Below are 22257 nucleotides of genomic sequence, written 5' to 3' on the forward strand. Positions count from 1 at the left end.
CTGGGCGACGGGCGGCAAAAATTCACTCTGACCCCTTTTTGAGGGCGCCCCCAGTGCCTCATTGCACTTTCAGCATCACCACTGATTTGGCCGGGATGCTGACGTTCAGCACGCCGCTCGCGAGCTGCGCGCCGCCGAACGCCGCCGGCTTGACCGCGTCGGGCGCGGCGAAGTCGTTATGGGCCTGCATCGTCGTCGCGGTCAGGATGCGGCCGGTGACGCTCGTGCCGGTGATGCCGGTCAGGGTCGCCGAGACCGATGCGGCCCGGTTGGGATCGACGTTGACCAGGGCGATGTAGAGATGGCCGTCAGTGCCGCGCGCGGCGGAAGCGCTGACCGCCGGGATCGCCCATTGATCCTTGTTGTACCAGCTCGACTTGAGCTCGATCGGCACGAAGGTCGCGTCCTGGAAGGGCCTGTACATCTCGAACACATGATAGGTGGGCGTCAGCACCATCTTCGGGCCGTCGGTCAGGATCATCGCCTGGAGCACGTTCACCATCTGCGCGATATTGGCCATCTTCACACGTTTCGCATGCTTGGCGAAGATGTTGATGTTGAGCGCGGCGACAACTGCATCGCGCAGCGTGTTCTGCTGTTGCAGGAAGCCCGGGTTGCTGCCCGGCGTCGGATCGTACCAGGTGCCCCATTCGTCGACCGCCAGGATCTTGCGGCCTGACGGGTCGTATTTGTCCATGATCTTCTCATGGCCGTCGAGATAGCCGTCCATCAGCAAGGTCTTGGAGAGCACGCGGGCCCAGGATTCCTCGTCGAAATCGGTCGCCGATCCCTTGGGATTCCGGCGGCTGGGGAAGGTGTAATAATGCACGCCGGTGCCGTCGATCTCGCTCGCGGCCTCGCGCATCATCACTTCGGTCCAGTTATATTCCGCCCAGGGCTCCGCATTGTGCGTCGCGCCGCTGGCGATCTTCATCGTCTTGGTGTCCTTGGGCAGCTTGACGAAGGTCGAGTAGCGCTTGGTGACATCGGCGGCATATTCGGGACGCATATTGCCACCACAGCCCCATAGCTCGTTGCCGAGGCCGAACCATTCGAGCTTCCACGGCGCCTTGTGGCCGTTCTTCGCGCGCAGATCGGCGAGGCTGCCGGCAGGCGCGGTCATATATTCGACCCACTCGGCCATCTCCGCCGGCGTGCCGTTGCCGACATTGCCCGAGACATAGACTTCGGAGCCGATCTGCTCGGCGAAATCCATGAATTCATGCGTGCCGAACGCATTGTCCTCGGTCACGCCGCCCCAATGGGTGTTGACCTTGGTCGGGCGCTGGGCGCGCGGGCCAATGCCTTCGCGCCAGTGATATTCGTCGGCGAAGCAGCCGCCGGGCCAGCGCACCACGGGGACCTGCAGCGCCTTCAGCGCGGCGACGACGTCGTTGCGCATGCCGCGCGTGTTGGGGATTTTCGAATTCGGGCCGACCCAGACGCCGCCATAGATGCCGGTGCCGAGATGCTCGGCGAACTGGCCGAAGATGCGGCGATCGATCTTCGGACCGGGCTGGTCGGCATGGACCGTGAGAGTCGCCGCCGGCGCTGCGGGCGGTGATTGGGCGAGGGAAGGTGCCAGCCCGATACATGCGCACGCCAACAGCGCGGCAACAAAGCCCTTTTTCATGACATTCCTCTCCCTGTCTTATTGTCCGACAAGTACACAGGATCATATAGGATCGCAAGGGGAGGCGTGGCGCACTTCAGGCTCGCTCTCAGGCTTAGAGAGACGGAATCTATACGGTCTTAACTCCTACAAGACGATAAACCTGCGAAGCGCCTCGAGGGCGCCCGCAAGTGCCCGTGTTGGTAATCGCCGGAGTAACCAGAATACGCGATTTTCTGTTCACAATTCTCACCGGATCGGTTCGGATTCCTTTCTCCTGCGATTGACTCGCCAGGCGCCCTGGGCATCTTTTTGCAGGTCGATTCCTCACGGAGAATGTCATGATCGATCAGGCCTCAGGCAGCTTTGTCACGCCGGTGTACCGGACCAGCGGGGCTGCTGCCGCCGCCTTGTCGGCCAGCAGTGCCACGGGCGTGGGCATCTGCCTCAGCGGCGGCGGGTCGCGGGCGATGGGCGCGGGGATCGGGCAGCTCCAGGCGCTGGAGAAGCTGACCACTGCGTCGGGCGACAGCTTGCTCAGCCAGGTCGTGGCGATGTCGACCGTGTCCGGCGGCGGCTGGGTCGGCATTCCCTTCACCTATCTGCCGTCGAGCTTTTCCGACGCGCAGTTCCTCGGCAGCTATACCGATCCGGCTGCGCTGACCGACGCGATCATCGATGCGTCCCCGACGGGGTGGATCGGCGGGCAGGTGTCGAGCGGCTTCTCGATCGCCGATCTCGCGACCAAGGCAGTGTATCTGCGCGCGAAGGGCGTGCCGTCGAGCATGTTGTGGCAGACGCTGATGGGCCTGCATTTCCTGCAGCCCTACGGCCTGTTCCCCGCATCGTCGGGCGACTATCAGCCGAACACGCTGTTCTCCTATGATTCGCTGGTGCTGGATGGGCAGGTCACCGGGCCCAACCCGTCGCTGGCGGACGTGCCGGCCTATCTGGTCGCGCAGGTTGCCGGGCAGGGCAGGCCCTATCTGCTCGGCGTAGCCAGCATGTTCGTGACGTTGCCCAGCGACAATAATGCCAAGGCACTCGTGCCGGTGCAGTCCACGCCCGTGCTCACCGGGATCCTGCCGACGCCGCAAGGGGGCGTCGACGGGAATGGCCTGGCGGTAGGCGGCGGGGCGGTCGGCTCGTTCGGGTTCAACTCGGTTTACGAGTCGATCGGGGACGACGGGTACGCGAGCATCCAGCAGAGCCGGCAATGGTCGCTGATGGACATCCTGGGCACCAGCAGCGCAGCCTTTGCCGCGACGCTCGAAGGCCAGATCGCCGACTGGTCGCGGTCGCCGCAGCGTTTCGCCGCCGCGATGCGCGTGCACAAGGACAGCGCCGCGGCGAGCCTGGCCGAGGCCGGTTATCCAGCGGTCGAGGTGGCCGCCACGCTGGAAGCGCTCGCCACCGCCGCCGAGAGCGGCGGCATGGACGCGGTCAAGGGGCAGCTCGGCGGGGCTGACGTGCTGAGCGGGTTGATCCCGAAATATGACTATTGGTCGCCCGGGACTCCGCCGTCCGCCGGGGGTGCGGCGCTGCAGGATTTTGCCGATGGCGGATCGCTCGACAATACCGGCGTCACCTCGATGCTGTTCTATCCCGACGTGTCGAGCATCATCGCTTTCGTGAACACCGAGAATGCGCTGAAGCAGGATTCGAACGGCAATATCGTCGTCGATTCGAGCATCCCCGCGCTGTTCGGCTTCCAGGCCTATAACGACAAGGTGTCGCCGCCTTATGTGCCCTCGTCACAGGCACCGGCGACCGACCTGCACCGGTTCAGCCAGGTCTTTCCCAGTGACGCTTTCCAGCCTTTGCTCGACGGGCTGTGGCAGAGCATCGGCAGCGGCGAGAGTTTGGCGCCGATCTTCACCCAGCAGCTTACGACCGTGGCGAATGACTGGTTCGGCATCCCGGCCGGGCGCGACGTGACGGTGTTGTGGGTGTATCTCGGCATGTCGGAGACCTGGTACAAGCTGCTCACCAGCGAGCTGGTCAAGCTCAAGGTCGATGTCGAACTCGCGACGCAGGATTTCCCGCATTACGGCACGCTCCGGACAGAGCGGTCAGCGGTCCAGATGAACCTGCTGTCCAACCTGACGGCGTGGACGGTGCTGCAGAACAGTGCTGCATTCACCGCGCTGTTCGGGTGAACGGCAATAAATCCCTCTGACCCCTTTTTACTGGAATCCGACACAAGAAAAGGGGCGCCACCGTGGTGACGCCCCTCATCATCTTTACTGGTCCGGCTCAGCCGCGATGGCCGTCCCAGTCGCGGCGCTCGAGGCGCAGCTTGATATGGATGCGGTTCACCTGGGTCTGCAGCGCGCTCACCTCGGTGCGGTTCAGGCCGCCGCGCAGGTAATTGTTATAGGTGCGCTGCAGGTTGGTCGCGTCGCGGCGCAGGCCCATGGCCTCGCGCTGCGAGATGGTGCGGCGCTGCGCCGCGCGCTGGATCTGGTTCTGCAGCTGGTTGATGTCGCTCTGGATCTCCCGCTGGACCCGCGGCTGGATCCGCCAGGCCTGGGCGGAAGCCGGAACGGCGGCCATGGTGGCAGACAGCATTGCGATCGAGATCAGTATCTTACGCATGACAAACTCCTTTTGACTCCTTGGCCCCTCGTTGGGCGCCATGGGTGTTCTGGAGCTCGCCTGTTGCAGAATTGTGCCGTTTCGACCGCTAAAGTGTCGCGATCTGTCGTTCGGTCGCGGGGTCCGTTCAGGTTCGCCGAAATGTCATAACCGTTTCGGCTCCGACTCAGAATCCCCGCGGCCCGATCCCGTGCCATGAAGTGCCATGCGGACCTCGATGTCCGCCGGATGAGGAGCGGGGACATGGCGAGCAGCGCGAACGGTAGCAGCGGCATGAATGGCACGAGCATCTCGGGCTCCCCGACACCAACCCCGGCACCGCCACCCAGGCCCAATATCCTGCTGATCACTTGCGACCAGTATCGTTTTCCGCGCTTCTCCTATGGCGCGGAAGGCGGGTTCGACCCGCTGCTGAAGGAGATTCTCGGCTTCCAGGGCGAGATCCGCGAGGACAATCCTTATGCGAAATTCTTCCCCGGCTTGCTCAGGCTGCGGCGGAATGCGGTGGCGCTGCGCAATCACACGATCGCCGCCAGCGCCTGTACGCCGAGCCGTGCGGTGATCTATACCGGGCAATATGGCACCCGGACCGGCGTCACCCAGACCGACGGCCTGTTCAAGAACGGCGATTCCGCCAATTTCCCCTGGCTCGAGGCGGACGGCATCCCGACGCTCGGCACCTGGATGCGTCAGGCGGGCTATTCCACCCATTATTTCGGCAAATGGCACGTCTCCAACCCGCCCGAGCATTCGCTCAAGCGCTATGGCTTCGACAATTGGGAGGAGAGCTACCCCGAGCCGCACGGCGCACAGCCCAACAATCTCGGCGTCTATCGCGATGCGGGATTCACCGACAGCGCCTGTACGTTCATCCGCCGCCAGGGCCTCGCCTCCAACTATAACCGCGCTTATGCCGCGATGGCGGTCGAGGATCCGAGCACGACGGGGCCCGACAAGAGCAGCATCCCGCCCTGGTTCGCCGTCGCGTCCTTCACCAATCCGCATGACATCGCGACCTATCCCGGCGTGATCGCCCAGGCGCTGCCGGCTGACGATCCGCAGCCCATCACCGTCGGGCCGAAGACGATCATACCGACCACCCAGTCGATCTTCGGCCCGCTGACCGTGCCGGTCGCGGGCGACTCGACGCCGGCGCCCGTCGCGGGATCGATCCAGATTCCGCTCAACCCGCTCGGCTTCCCCCAGGATTGCGCCAACCCTTCGCCGACCCAGAACGAGGATCTTTCCACCAAGCCGAGCTGCCAGCACGAGATGGCGTACAAGGTCGGCCTCGCGCTTGCGGCGAAGGGCGGGTTCAACATCGTCAGCGGCCTGGTCGGTGCCGCGACCGCGGCGATCGAAGGCGCGCTGCCGGACGGGGGCGACGGTGTCGATGCCTCGGTTCCCAAGCATCCGTTCCGCGAGCAGGAGATGCAGGCGGCGATCGCCCTTTCGCTCAAGAGCTGCCTGCCGCTGCAGCTTTCCGACGATCCCGACCAGAATTGCCTGTTGTTCCTGCAGCTCTATGGCTGGCTGCATGCGGTGGTCGACACCCACATCACCGCGGTGCTCGATGCGCTCGAGGAGTCGGGCCAGGCCGACAACACCATCGTCATCTTCCTGGCCGATCACGGCGAATATGCCGCCGCGCACGGCATGATGATCGAGAAATGGCACACCGCCTATCAGGAGGCGCTGCACGTGCCGGTGGTGGTGCAGTTCCCCGTGCCGGAGGCCGATGCGACGGCCTATCCGACGCCGGAGGGCGTCGCCGCGCCCGAGCCGGCGCAGCTCGACGCGCTCACCAGCCATATCGATATCCTGCCGACGGTGCTGGGCTTGGCCGGGGTCGATGCCGCCGCGCGCCGGACCTACAGCAACCAGCTCGCCCAGAGCCGGCCGGTGCCGCCGTTGCCCGGCGTCGATCTGACGGAGGTCATCCTCAACGCGCTGAGCGACGATCAGGTGGAGATTCCGATCATCGAGCCCGATGGCGGCGTGCGCGAAGGCGTGCTGTTCATCACGGACGACGAGATCACCGCGCCACTGCCGCCGTCGCGGACGGCGCAGGAGAAGCACAGCTATGAGGAGTTCGCGGTCTATCAGGAGGTGGTCGCCTCAGTGATCACCGGCAAGGGCGGCAAGGGGCCAGTCGCGCTCAAGCCGGGATCGATCAAGCAACCCAATCATGTCCGGGCCGTCCGGACGAAAGACTATAAGCTCGCCCGCTATTTCGATCCGTCCGGCCGGGAGGCGCAGGAATGGGAGATGTACGACCTGGTCGATGACGCGAACGAAGCGATCAATCTGGTGGCGGTGTGCAGCGCACAGCCCCAGGCACCCCAGGCCCGCGCTGATCTGCCGGATCGGGAGAAGGTGCAGGCGGTGGCGGACCATATGGCGCGGCTGCTGGAGAGACTGGAGCGGCGCGACCTGTAGCCCCGGCATGAAAAGGGCGGACAACCATGTGGTTGCCCGCCCTGTTCGGCGCTTCGATGTAAAAGCTTAGCTGGTCTTTTTCGGCCGGCCGCGCGGTGCCTTGGGGGCTGCCGGTGCATCGGACGCTGCGGCCGCTTTGCGCGGGCCGGGCTTGCGGCCGAGGCCGATCTTCTTGGCCATGGCGCGACGCGCCTCCGAATAGGTTTCGGCGACCATCGGATAATCCGACTTCAGGCCGTAGCGCGAGCGGTAATCGTCCGGAGTCAGGCCATGGCCCGACAGATGACGGCGCAGCGTCTTGTAGGGCTTGCCGTCGATCAGCGAGATGATGTGGTCCTTCGACGCCAGCGATTTGCGCACGGTGACGGCGGGAACGTGTTCCGCGGCCGCTTCCGGTGCGGCTTCCTCGGTGCCGGAGCTGGCGAGGGCCGAGACGGTGGCGTGCATCTTCTGCAGGAAAGCCGGCACTTCATCGGCCGACACCCGGTTGTTAGGATTGCCAAGCCACGCAATGGTCAGCTCGGTCGCGAGCTCGGTTGCGTTGAGATCTGAAGTGTCGTCAGCCATAATTACCTCCAAACTGGATATATAGCCCATTAACGCGATTGTCGGTGCCGTCAACCGCAATACATCAATTGTTCTGCGCCGAGATGCTCTCGTTTTTGACGAAAACAAGGCCGGCATATAACTGCACACGCGGCGCTTGCGCGCATCAACGTAGACGGGATCGACAACAACGCGCCGGCAACCATAATTCTGGATGATTCGGTGCGGTCACTTCGTGGTTGCTTGGCGAGGATAGCATGATCTCTACCGCGCAGAGACAGCGATCTGCCGGAAAGATGAAAGCTACTTCATGATTGCGCCAAATGACGGGAAGTGCGCAGGAATTCAGCGGGGCGTCGAATATGGTCCGATCTGGTGATCGCCCGGGCGCGTCGGGTCGCGGACGGCGCGCGGGTTGAAATCGCGGCGAGGGCCGGTTAACTGCGCGCTCTCCCGGCCCGGCCGGGAGCACGCGGGCGTGGTGAAACTGGTAGACGCGCCGGACTCAAAATCCGGTTCCGCAAGGAGTGTCGGTTCGATTCCGACCGCCCGCACCATCATCCTTCGAAGGCTGATTCTCCGAGCCGGAAGGCGCGATGTGATCGTGCGCGTGGATCAGCTTGCCGCTTTAAGTCCGATGATCCCCATCAAGGTGATCGATGCGAACACGAGTCGCATCGCGCCGACAGGCTCTCCCAACAACAGGATTCCCGCAGCGAGCGAGCCCAGGGCGCCGATCCCGGTCCAGACGACATAGGCCGAGCCCAGCGGCAGGACGCGGAGTGCGTTCGACAACAGCAGGATGAACGCCGCGAGCAGGATGAGCGACGCCGCGGTCCATCCCGGAACGGTCATTCCCTCCGACCGCTTCGTGGCATAGGCCCAGGCCACATCGAGCAACCCCGAGGCCACGAGCATCGTCCAGGCAAGCGCGGGGCTCATTGCGCGGCCCTCCGATGCGCGGCGATCCGCGCATCAAGCCTGCCGCTCGCTTCCGCGCGCGCGGTCTGTTGTCGTGCGGCATCACCGGCGGTGGGGCCCGCGAGGACAATCTCGGGCTCACCGATGCCGATGAAACGAAGGGCTTCGCGAAGATAGCCGCTCGCCAGATCGGGCCGGCCCCAACTGGGTCCTGTGGAATAGTCGCCCGAACTTGCCAGAACGACCGTAGCCGGTCTGGGCAATAGCAGCGGGCGATAGCCGGATTGCGGATCAAAGGCGAAGCTGAGCCCGGGCTGGGTGATCAGGTCGATCCAGTGCTTGAGCCGATAGGGAATGCCGAAATTCCATATCGGCGTGGATATCAGGATGCTGTCGGCGCCCCGGACGCGCTCGATCAAGCCGGCGATCCGGTCCCAGGCTCCGGCTTCGGCCCTGTCGAGGTCGCGACCGGACAGTACCGCGTATTTGGCCGAGAGCAGGGCGCCGTGGAGATCGGGAAGCTGCTCTTCCCAGATGCGCAGGCGATCGACGTCGAGCTGTGGCTCGTCGTCGCGGAAGCGCTGGATGAAATGCGCGGCCAGCGTGGTGGATACCGATGCCTCGCCGCGCGGCGATGCTTCTACGTGCAATAATCGGTGCGCCATGATTCAATTCCTCATCGATGTCACGGCACGGTATGTAGATCGCGGAAATGCGATTGCTTCTTGCAATATGGCGAAAACAATTCGCATTCTTGCGACGCCATGGATCCTGATCTCGACGATTTGCGGCTCGTCGCCGCGCTGGCCGAAGGAAAGGGCGCACGCCACGCAGCGCGCCAGCTGGGATCGCACGTCGCGACCGTCTATCGGCGTTTGCAGGGGCTCGAGCAGCAACTGGGGCTGCAATTGTTCGAGCGGATCGATGGCGACTTCCAGCCCACTCCGGCCGGCGCCGAACTGATCGCCGCGGCAACAGATGTGACCGCCCGCCTGGGGGTGCTCAGACGACGCCTGGCGGCCGATCGCGGGCGCCTGGTCGGCGATCTTTCGGTGACGACGACGGATTCGCTGCTCGCGTTGGTCGCCAGCGCAGTGCGCCCGTTCCAGGCGACGCATCCCGAGGTTCGTTTGCACCTCACCGTCGCCAACGCGATGGCCGATATGGCGCGGCACGAAGCCGATGTGGCGATCCGGCCGACCTCGACTCCTCCCGAGACACTGGTGGGACGTCGCGTCGCGCCAGTTGCCTTTGCCGTCTACGCCGCCGCCGCGGATGCGCCCGAGCGCTGGATCGCGCTCGACGAGAGCTTGTCCGACGTCCGTTCGCAACAATGGCTGGCGCGCCGCATCGATGTGCCGGCGCTGCGCGTGAACAGCATGTGGGCGGCGGCCGAAGCCTGCGCCGCGGGGCTGGGGCGCGCGGTACTGCCCGATTATCTCGCGCGCCGCCTTTCTCTCGTCGAGCTGGAACCGATCGCCGACCTCGAGTCAGGGGTGTGGATTCTCTTCCACCCCGATCATCGTACGACGCCCCGGGTCCGTTATTTTGTCCGTGAGGTCGCTGAGGCGCTGCGCCGGTTGCTTTAGGCGTCCCTTGGACATGTTACGCTCGACTTCAGGCACTCATACAGTGAGTGCTGTTAAGACCTTCGGTCGTGTTAGAATAAATGCAATATGAATGAATATTAATCAGCAAATTTTGAAATATAGTGCAGAATATTTCAATCATTTTGAAAATAGTGCATAAGTAAAATTACAAGTATGTGGAACAATAATCTTCACGGATTGTTGGGTCGTTATGGAAAATGCCCACTCAAAATATGAGATGTATATCGAACATATGCCAAATAGCGGTTTCGGCTCGGTAATGACGCATTGGATCTGGCGGAAATTGAACGACGCTGGGCGTGTCACCGTACATGGGTCCCACCATGGCTCGCTCGAGGCCTGCTTCGCGTCAGCCCGCAAGCATCGGGACGCGTTCGGCAATGCGCCGATCATCATCAACCTGCACAAGGGGGATGCGAGCGACGCGCCGGCACCTATTGTGCTGCCCGACGCCCAACATGATATATCGATCGCGAGCAAACCGCTCCACTAGTGTCCCCGCCAGGTGCCGATTGAATCTGTGGCGGTTCAGGCCTCGACAGTCTCAAGCTCTTCGCTGATCTCGAGCCAGACGGCTTCAGCGGCCTCCAGCTTGGCCGCGACATCGGCGCGCTGCTTCATCAGCTCGCTCATATTCATTCTCGACAGCCATGGCTCGGCCGTCGACGGATCGAACATCGCGCGGTCGATCGCGCTGCGCTGCTTGGAGAGCTTGGCGACCAACGCTTCCGCCTCATGGGCGCGCTTGCGCAACGCGACGCTCTTCTCGCGCGCCTCGGCATTGGCGCGGCGTTCGTCCTTCTTGCTGACCTTGGCTTTTGCTGCACCGCCGCCGCCAGTCGCGCCGTCGCTGGAGAGCACGAAGGCGATATAGTCCTCCATACTGCCATTATATTCATTGGCGACGCCGCCATCGACCAGCACCAGCCGGTCGGCGGTCAGTTCGATCATGTGGCGGTCATGGCTGACGATCACCACCGCGCCGTCATAGGCGTTGAGCGCCTGGACCAGCGCCTCGCGCGCATCGACGTCCAGATGGTTGGTCGGCTCGTCGAGGATCAGCATGTGCGGCGCGTCACGGGTGATCAGCGCCAGTGCGAGGCGGGCGCGCTCGCCGCCCGACAGGCTACCGACCTTGGTCGTCGCCTTTTGCCCGGAAAAGCCGAACCGGCCGAGCTGCGCCCGGACGGCGGCGGGCGACATGCCCTTCATCATTCGCGTCATATGCTCGAGCGGCGTATCGGTCGTGTCGAGCTCTTCCACCTGATATTGCGTGAAATAGCCGACGCGCATCTTGCCCGATGCCGTCATCTCGCCTTCCATCGGAGTGAGCTGCGCGGCGAGCAGGCGGGCGAGGGTGGTCTTGCCGTTGCCGTTGCGGCCGAGCAGCGCGACGCGGTCGTCCGGGTCGAGCCGCAGGTTGAGGCGGCGCAGGATCGGATTGCCCTCGGTATAGCCGACCGCCGCCATGTCGAGCGTGACGAGCGGCGGGCGCAATTCCTCGGGGCTCGGGAAGTCGAAGGAGAGCGTCGGATCTTCGGCCATCGCCGCGATCGGCTGCATCTTGGCGAGCATCTTCTGGCGCGACTGGGCCTGTTTCGCGGTCGAGGCGCGGGCGCTGTTGCGGGCGATATAGTCCTGCAGCTTGGCGCGCTGCGCATCCTGCGACGCCTTGGCCGCGGCGAGCTGGGCGACCCGCTCGGCGCGCTGCTGCTCGAAGCTGTCGTAACCGCCGGTGTACATCACCGTTTTGCCGCCCTCGAGATGGAGGATGGTGTCGACGACATTGTTGAGCAGGTCGCGCTCATGGCTGATGACGACCATCATCGCCGGATAGCTTTTGAGGAAATTCTCGAGCCAGAGCGTCGCTTCGAGATCGAGATGGTTCGAGGGCTCGTCGAGCAGCAACAGGTCGGGCTCGGAGAAGAGCAGGGCGGCGAGCGCGACGCGCATCTTCCAGCCACCCGAATAGCTGTCGAGCGGGCGACCCTGCATTTCCTCGTCGAAGCCGAGGCCGACCAGGATGCGCGCGGCGCGGGACTCGGCGGTATAGGCGTCGATCGCGATCAGCCGGTCGTGGATTTCGCCGACCCGGTCGGGATCGTGGCAATCCTCGGCTTCGTGCAGCAGCGCGGCACGCTCGGTATCGGCGGCGAGCACGGCTTCGATCGGTGTGGTGGTGCCGTGCGGCGCTTCCTGCGCGATATAGCCGATGCGCGTCTTGCGCGGCATCTCGATCTCGCCCTCATCGGCCTCGATCGATCCGATCATCACCTTCATCAACGTCGACTTGCCCGCGCCGTTGCGGCCGATCAGGCCGACACGGCTCTTCGGCGGCAAGGTTGCCGTCGCGCGGTCGAGGATCGTGCGCCCGCCGAGGCGCACCGTGATACCGTTGATATTCAGCATGCGGGCGCCACTATCATGCAGCGCAGCATAATAGAAGGGCGGCACCTCTTCCGTCATGCCGGATTTATTCCGGCATCCACGGTGCCGCGAATCCTCCCTTCTCGGACTCGCGGCACCGTGGACCCCGGAACAAGTCCGGGGTGACGACACTGAAGGTCACGCGATCGTGTTCACCAGCCCGCCCTCGGCCCGGATCGACGCGCCGTTGGTGGCAGAGGCGCGCGGGCTGGCGATATAGGCCACCATATCGCCGATCTCCTTCGCCTCGATCATGCGCTGGATGATCGACGAGGGGCGGGCGTCGCGGAAGAATTCGGCCTCGATCTGGTCGATCGGCGCCGCGGGATCGGCCGCCTGGCTGCGCAGGAATTCCACCACGCCGTCCGACCGCGTCGGGCCCGGCAGCACTGAATTGACCGTGACGTTGGTGCCGCGGGTGAGCTGTGACAGGCCGCGGGCGATGGCGAGCTGGGCGGTCTTGGTCATACCGTAATGGATCATGTCCTGCGGCACGGCGAGGCCGGATTCGCTGGAGATGAAGATGATCCGCCCCCAGTTGCGCTCCAGCATGGCGGGCAGATAGGCGCGCGACAAGCGGACGCCGCTCAGCACGTTTACGTCGAAGATATTGGTCCAGTCGGCGTCGCTGATGTCGCCGAACGGCTTGCTCTCATAAATGCCGAGATTGTTGATCAGGATGTCGATGGTCGGCAGTGCAGCCGTCACCGCCGCGGCGCCTTCGGCCGTCGCGACATCGGCGACGACGCCCGCGACGGGCTTGCCACCTGAGGCGTTAATGTCGGCGATCGCGTCGTCGAGCTTCTGCTGCGAGCGGCCGGTGATGGTCACGGCTGCGCCCTCGAGCGAGAGCGAACGGGCGATCTCGAGCCCGATGCCGCCGGTGCCGCCGGTTACCAGCGCGATCTTGTCGGTCAGTTCGAGGTCCATGATGTGTCTCCACTAGGGTTTCGTTGGAGCTGATCTAGGCATCGCGAGGGCCTTGGACTATGTCCCAAAGCGGATCATCATCTGTGAATGGAGATCATCAATGCCGCGTATCCTGATGGAACGCTCAGGCGAGATGGAAGTGTTCGCGCGCGTCGTGGCGGAGGGCGGCTTCTCGGCGGCGGCGCGGTCGCTCGACCTGACGCCCTCGGCGGTGAGCAAGCTCATCGCCCGCCTGGAGGAACGGCTCGGGGCGCGGCTGCTGGTGCGGACGACACGGGCGCTGCACCTGACCGATGAAGGCGAGGCCTATCACCGCGCGGCGATGCGCATCCTGCAGGAACTCAACGACGCCGACCAGGAAGCATCGGGCGGGGCGGTACGCGGCAGGCTTCGGGTCAGCGCCTCGTTGCCGTTCGGGGCAATGTTCGTCGCGCCGGCGGTGGCGACCTTTCTCGAACGGCATCGCCAGGTCGTGGTCGATCTCAACCTGACCGACGATGTGGTCGATCTGCTGGCGGAACGCACCGATGTGGCGATCCGCATGGGCAATCTGCCCGATTCCGGGCTGATGGCGCGCAAGCTGGGCGAGAGCAGGCGCGTGATCTGCGCTTCGCCCGACTATCTGGCGCGGCACGGCAAGCCGGAGCGGCCGCAGGACCTGGCGCGGCATGATTGCCTGACCTTCAACTTTCGCCGCCCGCGCACGACCTGGCCGTTCCGCCGCGATGGCGGGATCCTCGACCAGCCGGTGACCGGCAGCCTGCAGCTCAACAATGGCGAGACGATGCGGCAGATGGCCCTGGCCGGCGTCGGCATCGCGCGGATCGGGCTGTTCCACGTCGCCGAGATGATCGCGGCAGGCAGGCTTGTTGTGTTGCTCGAGGACTTTAATCCGGGGGATATGGAAGTGGTCAGCGCGGTCTATGTCGGCGGAGGCATCCTGCCCCACCGGGTCCGCGTGTTCATCGATCACCTCGTCGAGGAGCTGAAGGACGCGCCCCTGCTCGCGCCGGTCAGCGCCGGGGTAGCGTGATCGTCGCGACCAGCCCGCCTTCGGGGCGGTTGACCAGAGTGATGTCGCCCCCCGCCTCGCGGACGATCGCCCGGGCCAGCGCGAGGCCGAGGCCGATGCCGCCCGTCTCCTTGTTGCGCGACGTCTCCAGCCGGGTGAAGGCGTCGAACACGTCGCCGAGGCGATCGGCCGGGATGCCCGGGCCCTTGTCGACGACATGGATGGCGACATCGCGCTCGCCGGCGACGATCCGCACCTCGGCGGACTCGCCATATTTGACCGCATTCTCGATCAGGTTGCGCACCGCGCGCCGGATCAGCGAAGGGCGCAGCCGCATCCTGAGCCGCGCGGTTTCCTCGAAGGTCACGTCATTGTCGAGGTCGCGGAAATCCTCGACCACCGCATCGACCAAAGCCGCCAGATCGACTTCGGTGAGCGGCTCGCTCGGCCGGCCGAGGCGGGCGAGCGAGAGAATGTCGTCGAGCGTGCGGTTCATCTCCTCGATCGTGTCCGCCATCTTCAGGCGGTCGGTATCGTCCTCGACCGATTCGATGCGGACGCGCAACGCGGCGAGCGGCGTGCGCAGATCATGGCCGATCGCGCCGAGCATCCGGTCCTTCTCGTCGAGCATCGCCGAAACGCGCAGGCGCAGCGCATTGAACGCGGCGATCACGTCGCGCAGATCCTGCGGCCCGCGTTCCTCCACCGGCACATCGACTTCGCCGGGCATGAAGTTGCGCGCGGCGGAGGCAAGGCTACGCAGCGGCTGCGAGATGCGCCGGCCGATCCACAGCACCGGGATCAGCATGATCGCATAGAGGATCAGGGTCTGCCAGATCAGCCTCCAGACCAGAAAGGCTTCCGCGCGCGGCCAGGGCGCGTTGAGCACCAGCCAGCCCTTGCCGGGCTGCTCGACCGCGATCACCAGCTCGCCGCCCATCTTCACCATGCGATCGGCGAGGCGCGGGCCCCAGCGGCGCGTGCGGCGATCGCCTTTATGAATCGCGTGAACCTCGGTCTCGATCCGGCCTACCTTGAGGCCCGCTTCCTCAAGCTCGGTGCGCAGTCCCTGCTCGACCGCGGGCTGATGCTCGCCGCCTGGGTCGACCGGCGAGGTATCGGCCTGGCGGACCCGGCCTCGATTGGCGTCGAAAGGCCGCCCGGCATTGCTGCGCTCGACCGCATCGACGATGCGGGTGACGGCCGGGCCGGTCGCCTGGTCGTAGCGCGAGGCGCGCCGATCCTGGAGCTGGATCGCGAAGTTGATCGCCTGCGCCACGAACAGCGCGATCGCGATCAGCAGCACCATCTGGCCGGAAAGATTGCGCGGCCACAGCCGGATGCGCCTCACAGGCGCGTGACTTCGGCGGCGAGCGTATAGCCGCCGCCCCAGACCGTCTTGATCAGATCGGGATTTTTCGGATCGTTCTCGATCTTGCGGCGCAGCCGGCTGACCTGGTTGTCGATCGCGCGGTCGAACGCGGCCGCCTCGCGGCCCTGGGTGAGATCAAGCAACTGGTCGCGCGTCAGCACCTGGCGCGGTCGGGTCACCAGGGCGTGAAGCAAATTATATTCGCCGGTAGAGAGCGGCACCGACACGCCTTCGCGGTCGACCAGCGCGCGCTCGCCCGATTTGAGCACCCAGCCGGAAAAGGCGAAGGAGCCGGTGTCGGGCGCATGCTGGCGCGTGCCGCCGGCCGCGGCGCGGCGCAGGATCACCTTGACGCGCGCGGCGAGCTCGCGCGGCGAAAAGGGCTTCACGACATAATCGTCGGCGCCCATCTCCAGCCCGACGATCCGGTCGGTCTCCTCGCTGCGCGCGGTGAGCAGGATGACGGGGGTCTCGCTCGTCTCGCGGATATGGCGGCACAGGCTCAGCCCGTCCTCGCCCGGCATCATGATGTCGAGGATGACCAGATCGATCGCGTAAGCGGTGAGGCGCGTGCGCGCTGCCTCCGCGTCGCCCGTCTGGGTCACGCGGAAGCCCTGCTTGGTCAGATATTGCGCCAGCGGCTCGCGGATCGAGCGCTCGTCATCGACCAGCAGAAGGTGTGGAGTTTCTCCCATGAGATCGGCGTCTAGCATGATCGTTCGCCTTTGGAACATGCCGGGCGGGCAAGGGGGAAAGCCCGCCCGGCAGCCAGGCCAGTCGGGGGATTACTGGCCGGCGTCTGGTTTGGGCGCTTCGGCGCCTGGACGGTGCCGCCAATGGCCGCGCATTCCGCCCCGATGCTCCTTCATCTTCGCCCGGGCGGCCTGCATTTCCGCCTGGTCGATGAAGCCGTCCTTGTTGGTGTCGAGCCTGTCGAACCGGGCGTCGATGCGCGCGCGCATCTCGTCGCGGCTGATCTTGCCGTCCTTGTTGGTGTCGATCCGGGCGAGCATGTCGCCATGGCCACCATGATGGCCCATCGCACCGGGCGCACCCGGAGCGCCGGGCGGGGGCATCATGCCGCCACCGCGTTCGCCGCGGCCTTCGCGCATGCGCTCGCCCATCGCCTTCATCTCGTCGGGCGAGATCTTGCCGTCGCCATTGGCGTCGAGCTTCGCGAAACGGGCGGCGGCCTGGGCTGAATATTCCGCCTTGGTGATCTTGCCGTCCTTGTCCGCGTCGGCGCCCGCCACCATCCGGCCGCGGCCGGGCAGTTCGTCGCCCGAGATCACGCCGTCGCCATTGGCGTCGAGCCGGGCGAAGCGCTGGTCCGATCGCGCCATGAACTCGGCGCGCGAGATGGTACCGTCCTTGTCGGCATCGGCGCGCATGCCCCCGCCAGCGTTCTGCCCCGCGATCGCGATGCCGCTGATCGCGGTGCCGGCCAAAGCCAGTGCGAAAAGATATGTACGCATGCTTATGTCCTTCGAGTGATTGCCCCGGTCCCGCCGGCTATGGTCAGGGTTTTCGCTCAAGGGTGTCGCGCGGCTATGTCAGCGAGCGGCAAAAGTGTCGCAATTTGTCGCATTTATTCCTCCCCGGCACGGGGAGGGGGACCGCGCGCTTCTTCAGCGCGTGGCGGAGAGGCTTGGAGCGAGGCCACGTCGCCGCGCTCCAAGCCCCTCCACCAGCTTCGCTGGTCGCCCTCCCCGTTCCGGGGAGGATTGGTTACGCAAAGATAGCGACGCTCTGCATGCCCTGGGCGATGGGCTGACCGTCGGCATTCCAGATCGTCATCGACTGGCTCGAACAGCCGTTCCGCGCATGATCCGACTCGGCCGAGAGCAGCCACCAGCCGTCCGTGGTCGTCGGCGCGGGTGTGAGCAGATTCACGATCCAGGTCAGCGAGCTGATCGGGGCGGGGTGCTTGCCGAGCAGCTTGAACGCGGCCGGGGGCAGGGCGTCGGCGACGGCGAGCACATGGACCATCGGATCGAGCCCCTCGAACGCGCGCAGCCGTGCCCAGCGCAGCCATTCCGCCTCGCCCGTCGCTTCTTCCTTCAGGTCGAGGAAGTTGAAGTTGCCAGTGAAGAACTCGTCGGGCCCGGTATAAAGTGTCGCCTCGGGCGCGGGCGGGCGGCGGTCGCTTTGCAACCGGCCGTCGAGTTCGATCCGCGACGGCTGATCCGACATGAAGACGAAGGTCGCGCGGTAACCGAGCCCGGCGTCCGAGACGATATCGGCCTGGATGAAGGCGGCGTTGCGACCGCGGCGGAGCTTGGTCGCGGTGACGCTGACCTCGCCAGACAGCGGGCCGATGAACGCGATCTGGGCTGAGCGGAGCGGTGGCAGGTCGGGCTCGATACCCTGCGCCGCATGAAGCGCGAGTGCGCTGGACAGGCCGCCATAGGTAGTTCGACCCTGCAGCCAGTCGGCGGGAATCGTTGTGCGGAAACCGCTCTCGATGGGGGTGCCGGCGGCGAGGATGTCGGCGATCGGTGTCACAGGGCTTTCTCCGCCAGGCGATCGCGCAATTCGCGTTTCAGCACTTTGCCGATCGCACTCCTCGGCAATTCGGCGATGGCATGGAGCGCGGACAGGCGCTGGGTCTTGCCGAGCTGGGCATTGGTCCAGGCGAGGATCTCGGTGCTGCCCGTATCCACGCCAGTGTGCGGCACATAGAAGCCGACCGGCGTCTCGCCCCAGGCCTCGGACGGCACGCCGATCACGCTGCAATCGGCGACGGCGGGGTGCTGCGCCAGCACGGCTTCGAGATCGGTCGGGTAGATATTGAAACCGCCCGAGATGATCAGGTCCTTCTTGCGATCGAGCAAAGTCAGGAACCCGTCCTCGTCGAACCGGCCGACATCGCCGTGGCGGATATAGCGCCGGCCCTCGGCATCGAACCATTCGGCCGAGCGGGTCGCGTCGGAGCGGCCATGATAGCCGGTCATCATCGCCGGCGAGCGGCCGACGACTTCGCCCATCTCGCCCTGCGGCACCTCGTTGCCGTCATCGTCGATCAGACGGATGTCATGATCCTCGATCGGCTTGCCGACCGTGTGGAGCTTGTCGGGATACATGTTGGCGACCAGCAGGCAGGTGCCGCCGCCTTCGGTCATGCCGTAATATTCGACCAGCAGCCCCGGCCAGCGCGCCAGGACGTCGGCCTTGAGCGCGGCGGAGAAGGGTGCGCTGGTGCAGGTCTTGAGCCGGAAGGCCGACAGGTCGAAGCTGTCGAAATCGGGCAACGCCATGATCCGCTGATACTGGACGGGCACGAGCATCGCGTGAGTCGCGCGGTTGGCCTGAGCGAGCTCGAGAAAGCCGCGCGCATCGAACTTCTTCATCAGCACCGCGGTGCCGCCCCAGCCGAGCGTCGGCAGGAAACTGACCAACGTGGTGTTGGAGTAGAGCGGCGTCGCGATCATCGTCACGGCGTCGCCAAAGCCGGCCGAAGCGTTGCGGTTGATATGCGCCCAGCGCATCGCGTGGCTCTGTACGATGCCTTTCGGTGTGCCGGTGGTGCCGGAGGAGTAGATGATGTTGAAGCCGTCGCCGGGAGCGATGGCGACGGGGGAGGGCTTTGTACGCTCGGGGGCGAGCCAGTCTTCAAGGGAAGCGAAGTGAATGATCTTTGCGGTGATGTCCTGGCCGGCCAGCGCTGTGGCGGCCTCGTCGTCCACGAATACGATCGGCGCACCGCAATCGGCAATCATCGCGGCGAGCGATTCGGGCGTGGACGAAGGGGCGAGCGGCGCCGCGACGCAGCCGGCGCGGAGGGCGCCGAGAAAGACCGCGCCATACTCGATTCGCGAAGCTGCGACGATCGCGACCGACTGGCCCTGCGCCACGCCGTCGCGCTGCAGCGCCGCGGCGACTCGGTCCATTAGCGCGTCGAGCGTCGCATAGTCGATGCTGCCCTCCAGCGCGGCAAGCGCGGTCTTGCCGCCTTGCTCGGTCGCATGGGCACGGATCAGGTCGGGCAGGGTCGCGAAACCGGTCGCGAGCAGGTCAGCGGCTGTCATGATACGCCGCTATGCGAGGCGCGCGGCAAATGCCATACGCAATCTTCGAAAAAATGAGGAGGGGTTGCCGATGCTGTTCTACGACGCGGTGAATCCGGCGCCTAATCCGCGCCGGGTACGCATCTATCTCGCGGAAAAAGGCCTGAGCGTGCCGAGCGAGACGCTGTCGATCGTTGCCGGCGAGCATAAGGGGCCGGATTTCCTAGCGGTGAATCCGCTGGGGCAGATCCCGGCGCTGAAGCTCGACAATGGCGATGTGCTGACCGAGAGCGTGTCGATCTGCCGCCTGTTCGAGGCGATGCATCCGGCGCCGCCGATGTTCGGCGAGGGGCCGCAGGGCATGGCCGAGGTCGATATGTGGATTCGCCGGGCCGAACTGCGCATGATGGTGCCGCTGTCGATGGTATGGGCGCATTGCCACCCGTTCACCGCGCGCGTCGTGAAGCCGCAATATACCGAGTTCGGCGAGAGTCAGCGGCCGCGCGTGATCTCGGCGATGCGCGAGTTCGACCGGGCGCTGGCCGATCGCGATTATCTGAGCGGCAAGGGCTATTCGATGGCGGATATCGTTCTGCTTTCGGTGGTGGATTTTGCGGGTTTCGTCGGAATCCCCATTCCCGAGGATCAGGCGAACCTGCGCGCCTGGCACGAGCGCGTCTCCGCCCGGCCGAGCGCTCAGGCATGAGCGATCGGATGGAAGGCGCGGTCGCAATCGTCACTGGCGGCGGCACGGGGATCGGCGCAGCGGTGGTGCGACGGCTGGCGGCCCGCGGCGTACGCTGCGTGATCAACTATGCGAGCAGCCGCGACGAGGCCGAGGCGCTGGCCGCCGAGGTCGCGGGGGCGATCGCGGTGCAGGCGGATATCGCCGAGGATTCGGCCTGCCGCGCGCTGGCCGCGGCCGCGATCGATGCGTTCGGGCGGATCGATTTCCTGGTCAACAATGCCGGCCGCACCAAATTTGCCAATCACGAGGACCTCGAGGCGCTCTCGGCTGACGATTTCATCCATATATATCGGCTCAACACGATCGCGCCGTTCCAGATGGTGCGCGCCTGTGCGCCGGCGATGCGCGAGGGTGGGGTCGGATCGGTGGTGAATATCGCCTCGGTGGCGGGGGTGTTCGGCAATGGATCGTCGGTGGCCTATGCCGCGTCGAAGGGCGCGTTGCTGACGATGACCAAGAGCCTGGCCAGAGCGCTCGCCCCGGCGATCCGGGTCAATGCGGTGGCGCCTGGTTATGTCGGGACCGGCTGGTTCGAGAAGCGCCTGGGTGAGGCGGGCTTTGCGGCGCTCAACGCGCGCATCGCCGCGCAGACGCCGATGACAATGGCGGCAGGGGCGGACGATATCGCCGGACCGGTGGTGATGCTGCTCGATCCCGACAATCGGGTGATGACGGGCGAAACCCTGCTGCTCGATGCGGGCGCGCATCTTGATGTCGGGCTGTCACGGCGGCCGGGCAAGGAACTCTGATTTCTCCCTCGCCAAGCTGGGGGGAATCGGAGCCTGGCCTCAGTTGGCGATTTCCGGCGCCGCCGCTGCATCCGGTGGCGGGACGCGGTCGAGCACCTTCCACAGGATGATGCCGAGCGAGACGAAGGCCAGGATTCCCGCCAGCAGGAAGGCCGCACCCGGGAAGCCATGGTCGACGCCGGTCGCCAGTGCCTGGGTCAGGAGCAGCGGCCCGAGGATCGACGAGATGCTGCCCATGCTGCCGATGCCGCCCTGCAAGGCGCCCTGGTGCGAAGCGTCGACCATGCGCGAGAGCAGGCCATTCATCGCCGGGAAGATCAGGCCGGACAGGGCACTGACCAGGAACAGGGCATAGGCCTGCCAGCTCTGGGTGATGAAGGCGAAGGCGAGGAAGGAGATGCCGGCCGAGACGAGGCCGATGACGAGCGCACGCCGCTCCCCGACGCGGGCGATGATCTTGCCGGTCAGGCCGCCCTGCACCAGCGCCATCACCAGCCCGACAAAGGCGAGCGACCAGCCGATCGCCTTGGCGTCCCAATCGAAACGGATGGCGGCCCAGAAGGACCATGTCGCGGGATAGACCATATGCGCGAGCTGCCAGACGAACCAGGCGGCGAGCAGCGGCGCGGCATTGCCGGCGTGGAACAGTGGGCGGAAGGCGCCAACGACATGGGCGTCGCGCAGCTTGAACGGACGGCGATTCTCCGGCGCCAGCGTTTCGGGCATGGCGACGATCATCACTGCGGCATTGACGAGCGCCAGGATTGCCGCGGCGACGAACGGCGCGCGCGGGCCGAAATCCGCGAGCAGCCCACCGATCGCCGGGCCGATGACGAAGCCGATGCCGAACGCAGCCCCGATCAGCCCGAACACGCCGCTGCGTTTCTCGGGCGGGGTGACGTCGGCGAGCACCGAACTGGCCGGACTGTAGACGGCGCCGGCGATGCCGGCGATCGCGCGGCCAAGGAACAGCCAGGCAAGCGTCGGTGCCCAGGCCATCAGCGCATAGTCCATGCCGAAGGCGAGCATCGAGGCGATCAGCACGGGGCGCCGGCCGAACCGGTCGCTGAGATTGCCGAGCACAGGCCCCGCGAAGAACTGCATCACGGCGAACACCACCAGCATATAGCCGGCGATCCGCGTCGCCTGTTCCAGGTCGACATGACCGATGCTGGTGATCAGCTGCGGGAAGACCGGCATGATGATGCCGAAGCCGATCGTGTCGATCAGCACGGCGGCAAGCACGATGGGCACGGCGCGGTGTTCGAAGCGCATTCACTCTCCCC

Annotated in this window: 20 protein-coding genes and 1 tRNA gene; 8 read left to right on the forward strand and 13 right to left on the reverse strand. The window is 65.4% G+C overall.

The features are described from left to right. Window positions 1–58: 58 nt before the first annotated feature. Complete coding sequence (locus WC729_RS24480; RefSeq protein ID WP_372857070.1) at window positions 59–1633, reverse strand: alpha-N-arabinofuranosidase; 1575 nt, start codon at window positions 1631–1633, stop codon at window positions 59–61. 320 nt (window positions 1634–1953) lie between these two features. Between WC729_RS24480 and WC729_RS24485 the strand changes: the two genes are divergently transcribed. Then, entirely contained in the window at window positions 1954–3771 is a 1818-nt protein-coding gene (locus tag WC729_RS24485; protein WP_372857071.1) for a hypothetical protein, read from the forward strand. Window positions 3772–3868: 97 nt separating this feature from the next. Here WC729_RS24485 and WC729_RS24490 read toward each other — a convergent pair whose 3' ends face one another. Then, on the reverse strand, window positions 3869–4210 hold the full coding sequence (locus tag WC729_RS24490) for a hypothetical protein (RefSeq protein ID WP_372857072.1): 342 nt from the start codon (window positions 4208–4210) through the stop codon (window positions 3869–3871). Between the two features lie 243 nt (window positions 4211–4453). Here WC729_RS24490 and WC729_RS24495 point away from each other — a divergent pair, with 243 nt between their 5' ends. After that, window positions 4454–6649: a sulfatase-like hydrolase/transferase gene (locus WC729_RS24495; protein WP_372857073.1), complete on the forward strand. Its 2196-nt coding sequence runs from the start codon at window positions 4454–4456 to the stop codon at window positions 6647–6649. A 66-nt stretch (window positions 6650–6715) separates the two neighbouring features. Here WC729_RS24495 and WC729_RS24500 read toward each other — a convergent pair whose 3' ends face one another. Continuing rightward, the gene (locus WC729_RS24500; RefSeq protein ID WP_372857074.1) at window positions 6716–7216 is read right to left on the reverse strand and encodes a MucR family transcriptional regulator; all 501 of its coding nucleotides are present in this window, start codon (window positions 7214–7216) and stop codon (window positions 6716–6718) included. Window positions 7217–7667: 451 nt separating this feature from the next. On the opposite strand from WC729_RS24500, the gene WC729_RS24505 reads away from it, so the two are divergent. After that, window positions 7668–7752: transfer RNA gene (locus tag WC729_RS24505), tRNA-Leu, on the forward strand. Window positions 7753–7810: 58 nt separating this feature from the next. On the opposite strand, the gene WC729_RS24510 is transcribed toward WC729_RS24505, so the two are convergent. Beyond that, window positions 7811–8137: a multidrug efflux SMR transporter gene (locus tag WC729_RS24510; RefSeq protein WP_372857075.1), complete on the reverse strand. Its 327-nt coding sequence runs from the start codon at window positions 8135–8137 to the stop codon at window positions 7811–7813. Then, on the reverse strand, window positions 8134–8781 hold the full coding sequence (locus tag WC729_RS24515) for an FMN-dependent NADH-azoreductase (protein WP_372857076.1): 648 nt from the start codon (window positions 8779–8781) through the stop codon (window positions 8134–8136). The genes WC729_RS24510 and WC729_RS24515 overlap by 4 nt, the downstream gene beginning before the upstream one ends. Before the next feature lie 99 nt (window positions 8782–8880). Between WC729_RS24515 and WC729_RS24520 the strand changes: the two genes are divergently transcribed. Then, window positions 8881–9705: a LysR family transcriptional regulator gene (locus WC729_RS24520; protein ID WP_372857077.1), complete on the forward strand. Its 825-nt coding sequence runs from the start codon at window positions 8881–8883 to the stop codon at window positions 9703–9705. 280 nt (window positions 9706–9985) lie between these two features. After that, window positions 9986–10219 carry a hypothetical protein gene (locus WC729_RS24525; protein ID WP_372857078.1) on the forward strand — a complete coding sequence of 78 codons (234 nt, stop codon included), beginning with the start codon at window positions 9986–9988 and terminating at the stop codon, window positions 10217–10219. A 35-nt stretch (window positions 10220–10254) separates the two neighbouring features. Here the strand turns inward: WC729_RS24525 and WC729_RS24530 are convergent, their stop codons facing one another. Both WC729_RS24530 and WC729_RS24535 read right to left on the reverse strand, forming a co-directional pair. Further along, complete coding sequence (locus WC729_RS24530; RefSeq protein WP_372857187.1) at window positions 10255–12135, reverse strand: ABC-F family ATP-binding cassette domain-containing protein; 1881 nt, start codon at window positions 12133–12135, stop codon at window positions 10255–10257. Between the two features lie 156 nt (window positions 12136–12291). Continuing rightward, window positions 12292–13083: an SDR family NAD(P)-dependent oxidoreductase gene (locus tag WC729_RS24535; RefSeq protein WP_372857079.1), complete on the reverse strand. Its 792-nt coding sequence runs from the start codon at window positions 13081–13083 to the stop codon at window positions 12292–12294. A 100-nt stretch (window positions 13084–13183) separates the two neighbouring features. On the opposite strand from WC729_RS24535, the gene WC729_RS24540 reads away from it, so the two are divergent. Beyond that, entirely contained in the window at window positions 13184–14116 is a 933-nt protein-coding gene (locus WC729_RS24540; RefSeq protein WP_372857080.1) for a LysR family transcriptional regulator, read from the forward strand. On the opposite strand, the gene WC729_RS24545 is transcribed toward WC729_RS24540, so the two are convergent. The 5 genes from WC729_RS24545 to WC729_RS24565 form a co-directional block, all read right to left on the reverse strand. Beyond that, window positions 14097–15404 (reverse strand): ATP-binding protein, encoded by a 1308-nt coding sequence (locus WC729_RS24545; RefSeq protein ID WP_372857188.1) that lies wholly within the window; start codon window positions 15402–15404, stop codon window positions 14097–14099. The two genes, WC729_RS24540 and WC729_RS24545, sit on opposite strands and share 20 nt — an antisense overlap. 38 nt (window positions 15405–15442) lie before the next feature. Continuing rightward, the gene (locus WC729_RS24550; RefSeq protein WP_372857189.1) at window positions 15443–16162 is read right to left on the reverse strand and encodes a response regulator; all 720 of its coding nucleotides are present in this window, start codon (window positions 16160–16162) and stop codon (window positions 15443–15445) included. 90 nt (window positions 16163–16252) lie between these two features. Further along, complete coding sequence (locus WC729_RS24555; RefSeq protein WP_372857081.1) at window positions 16253–16942, reverse strand: EF-hand domain-containing protein; 690 nt, start codon at window positions 16940–16942, stop codon at window positions 16253–16255. 253 nt (window positions 16943–17195) lie between these two features. Further along, window positions 17196–17972 carry a thioesterase family protein gene (locus WC729_RS24560; RefSeq protein WP_372857082.1) on the reverse strand — a complete coding sequence of 259 codons (777 nt, stop codon included), beginning with the start codon at window positions 17970–17972 and terminating at the stop codon, window positions 17196–17198. Then, window positions 17969–19495: a class I adenylate-forming enzyme family protein gene (locus WC729_RS24565; protein ID WP_372857083.1), complete on the reverse strand. Its 1527-nt coding sequence runs from the start codon at window positions 19493–19495 to the stop codon at window positions 17969–17971. Before WC729_RS24565 ends, WC729_RS24560 begins: the two co-directional genes overlap by 4 nt. Window positions 19496–19565: 70 nt before the next feature. Here WC729_RS24565 and WC729_RS24570 point away from each other — a divergent pair, with 70 nt between their 5' ends. Continuing rightward, a complete protein-coding gene (locus tag WC729_RS24570) occupies window positions 19566–20180 on the forward strand; it encodes a glutathione S-transferase family protein (protein WP_372857084.1) in 615 nt (204 codons plus the stop codon). Next, window positions 20177–20971: an SDR family NAD(P)-dependent oxidoreductase gene (locus WC729_RS24575; protein ID WP_372857085.1), complete on the forward strand. Its 795-nt coding sequence runs from the start codon at window positions 20177–20179 to the stop codon at window positions 20969–20971. The genes WC729_RS24570 and WC729_RS24575 overlap by 4 nt, the downstream gene beginning before the upstream one ends. Before the next feature lie 39 nt (window positions 20972–21010). Here the strand turns inward: WC729_RS24575 and WC729_RS24580 are convergent, their stop codons facing one another. Further along, window positions 21011–22246 carry a TCR/Tet family MFS transporter gene (locus WC729_RS24580; protein WP_372857086.1) on the reverse strand — a complete coding sequence of 412 codons (1236 nt, stop codon included), beginning with the start codon at window positions 22244–22246 and terminating at the stop codon, window positions 21011–21013. Window positions 22247–22257: the final 11 nt, after the last annotated feature.

This window comes from Sphingomonas sp., from assembly GCF_041661825.1.
Lineage (GTDB): Bacteria > Pseudomonadota > Alphaproteobacteria > Sphingomonadales > Sphingomonadaceae > Sphingomonas.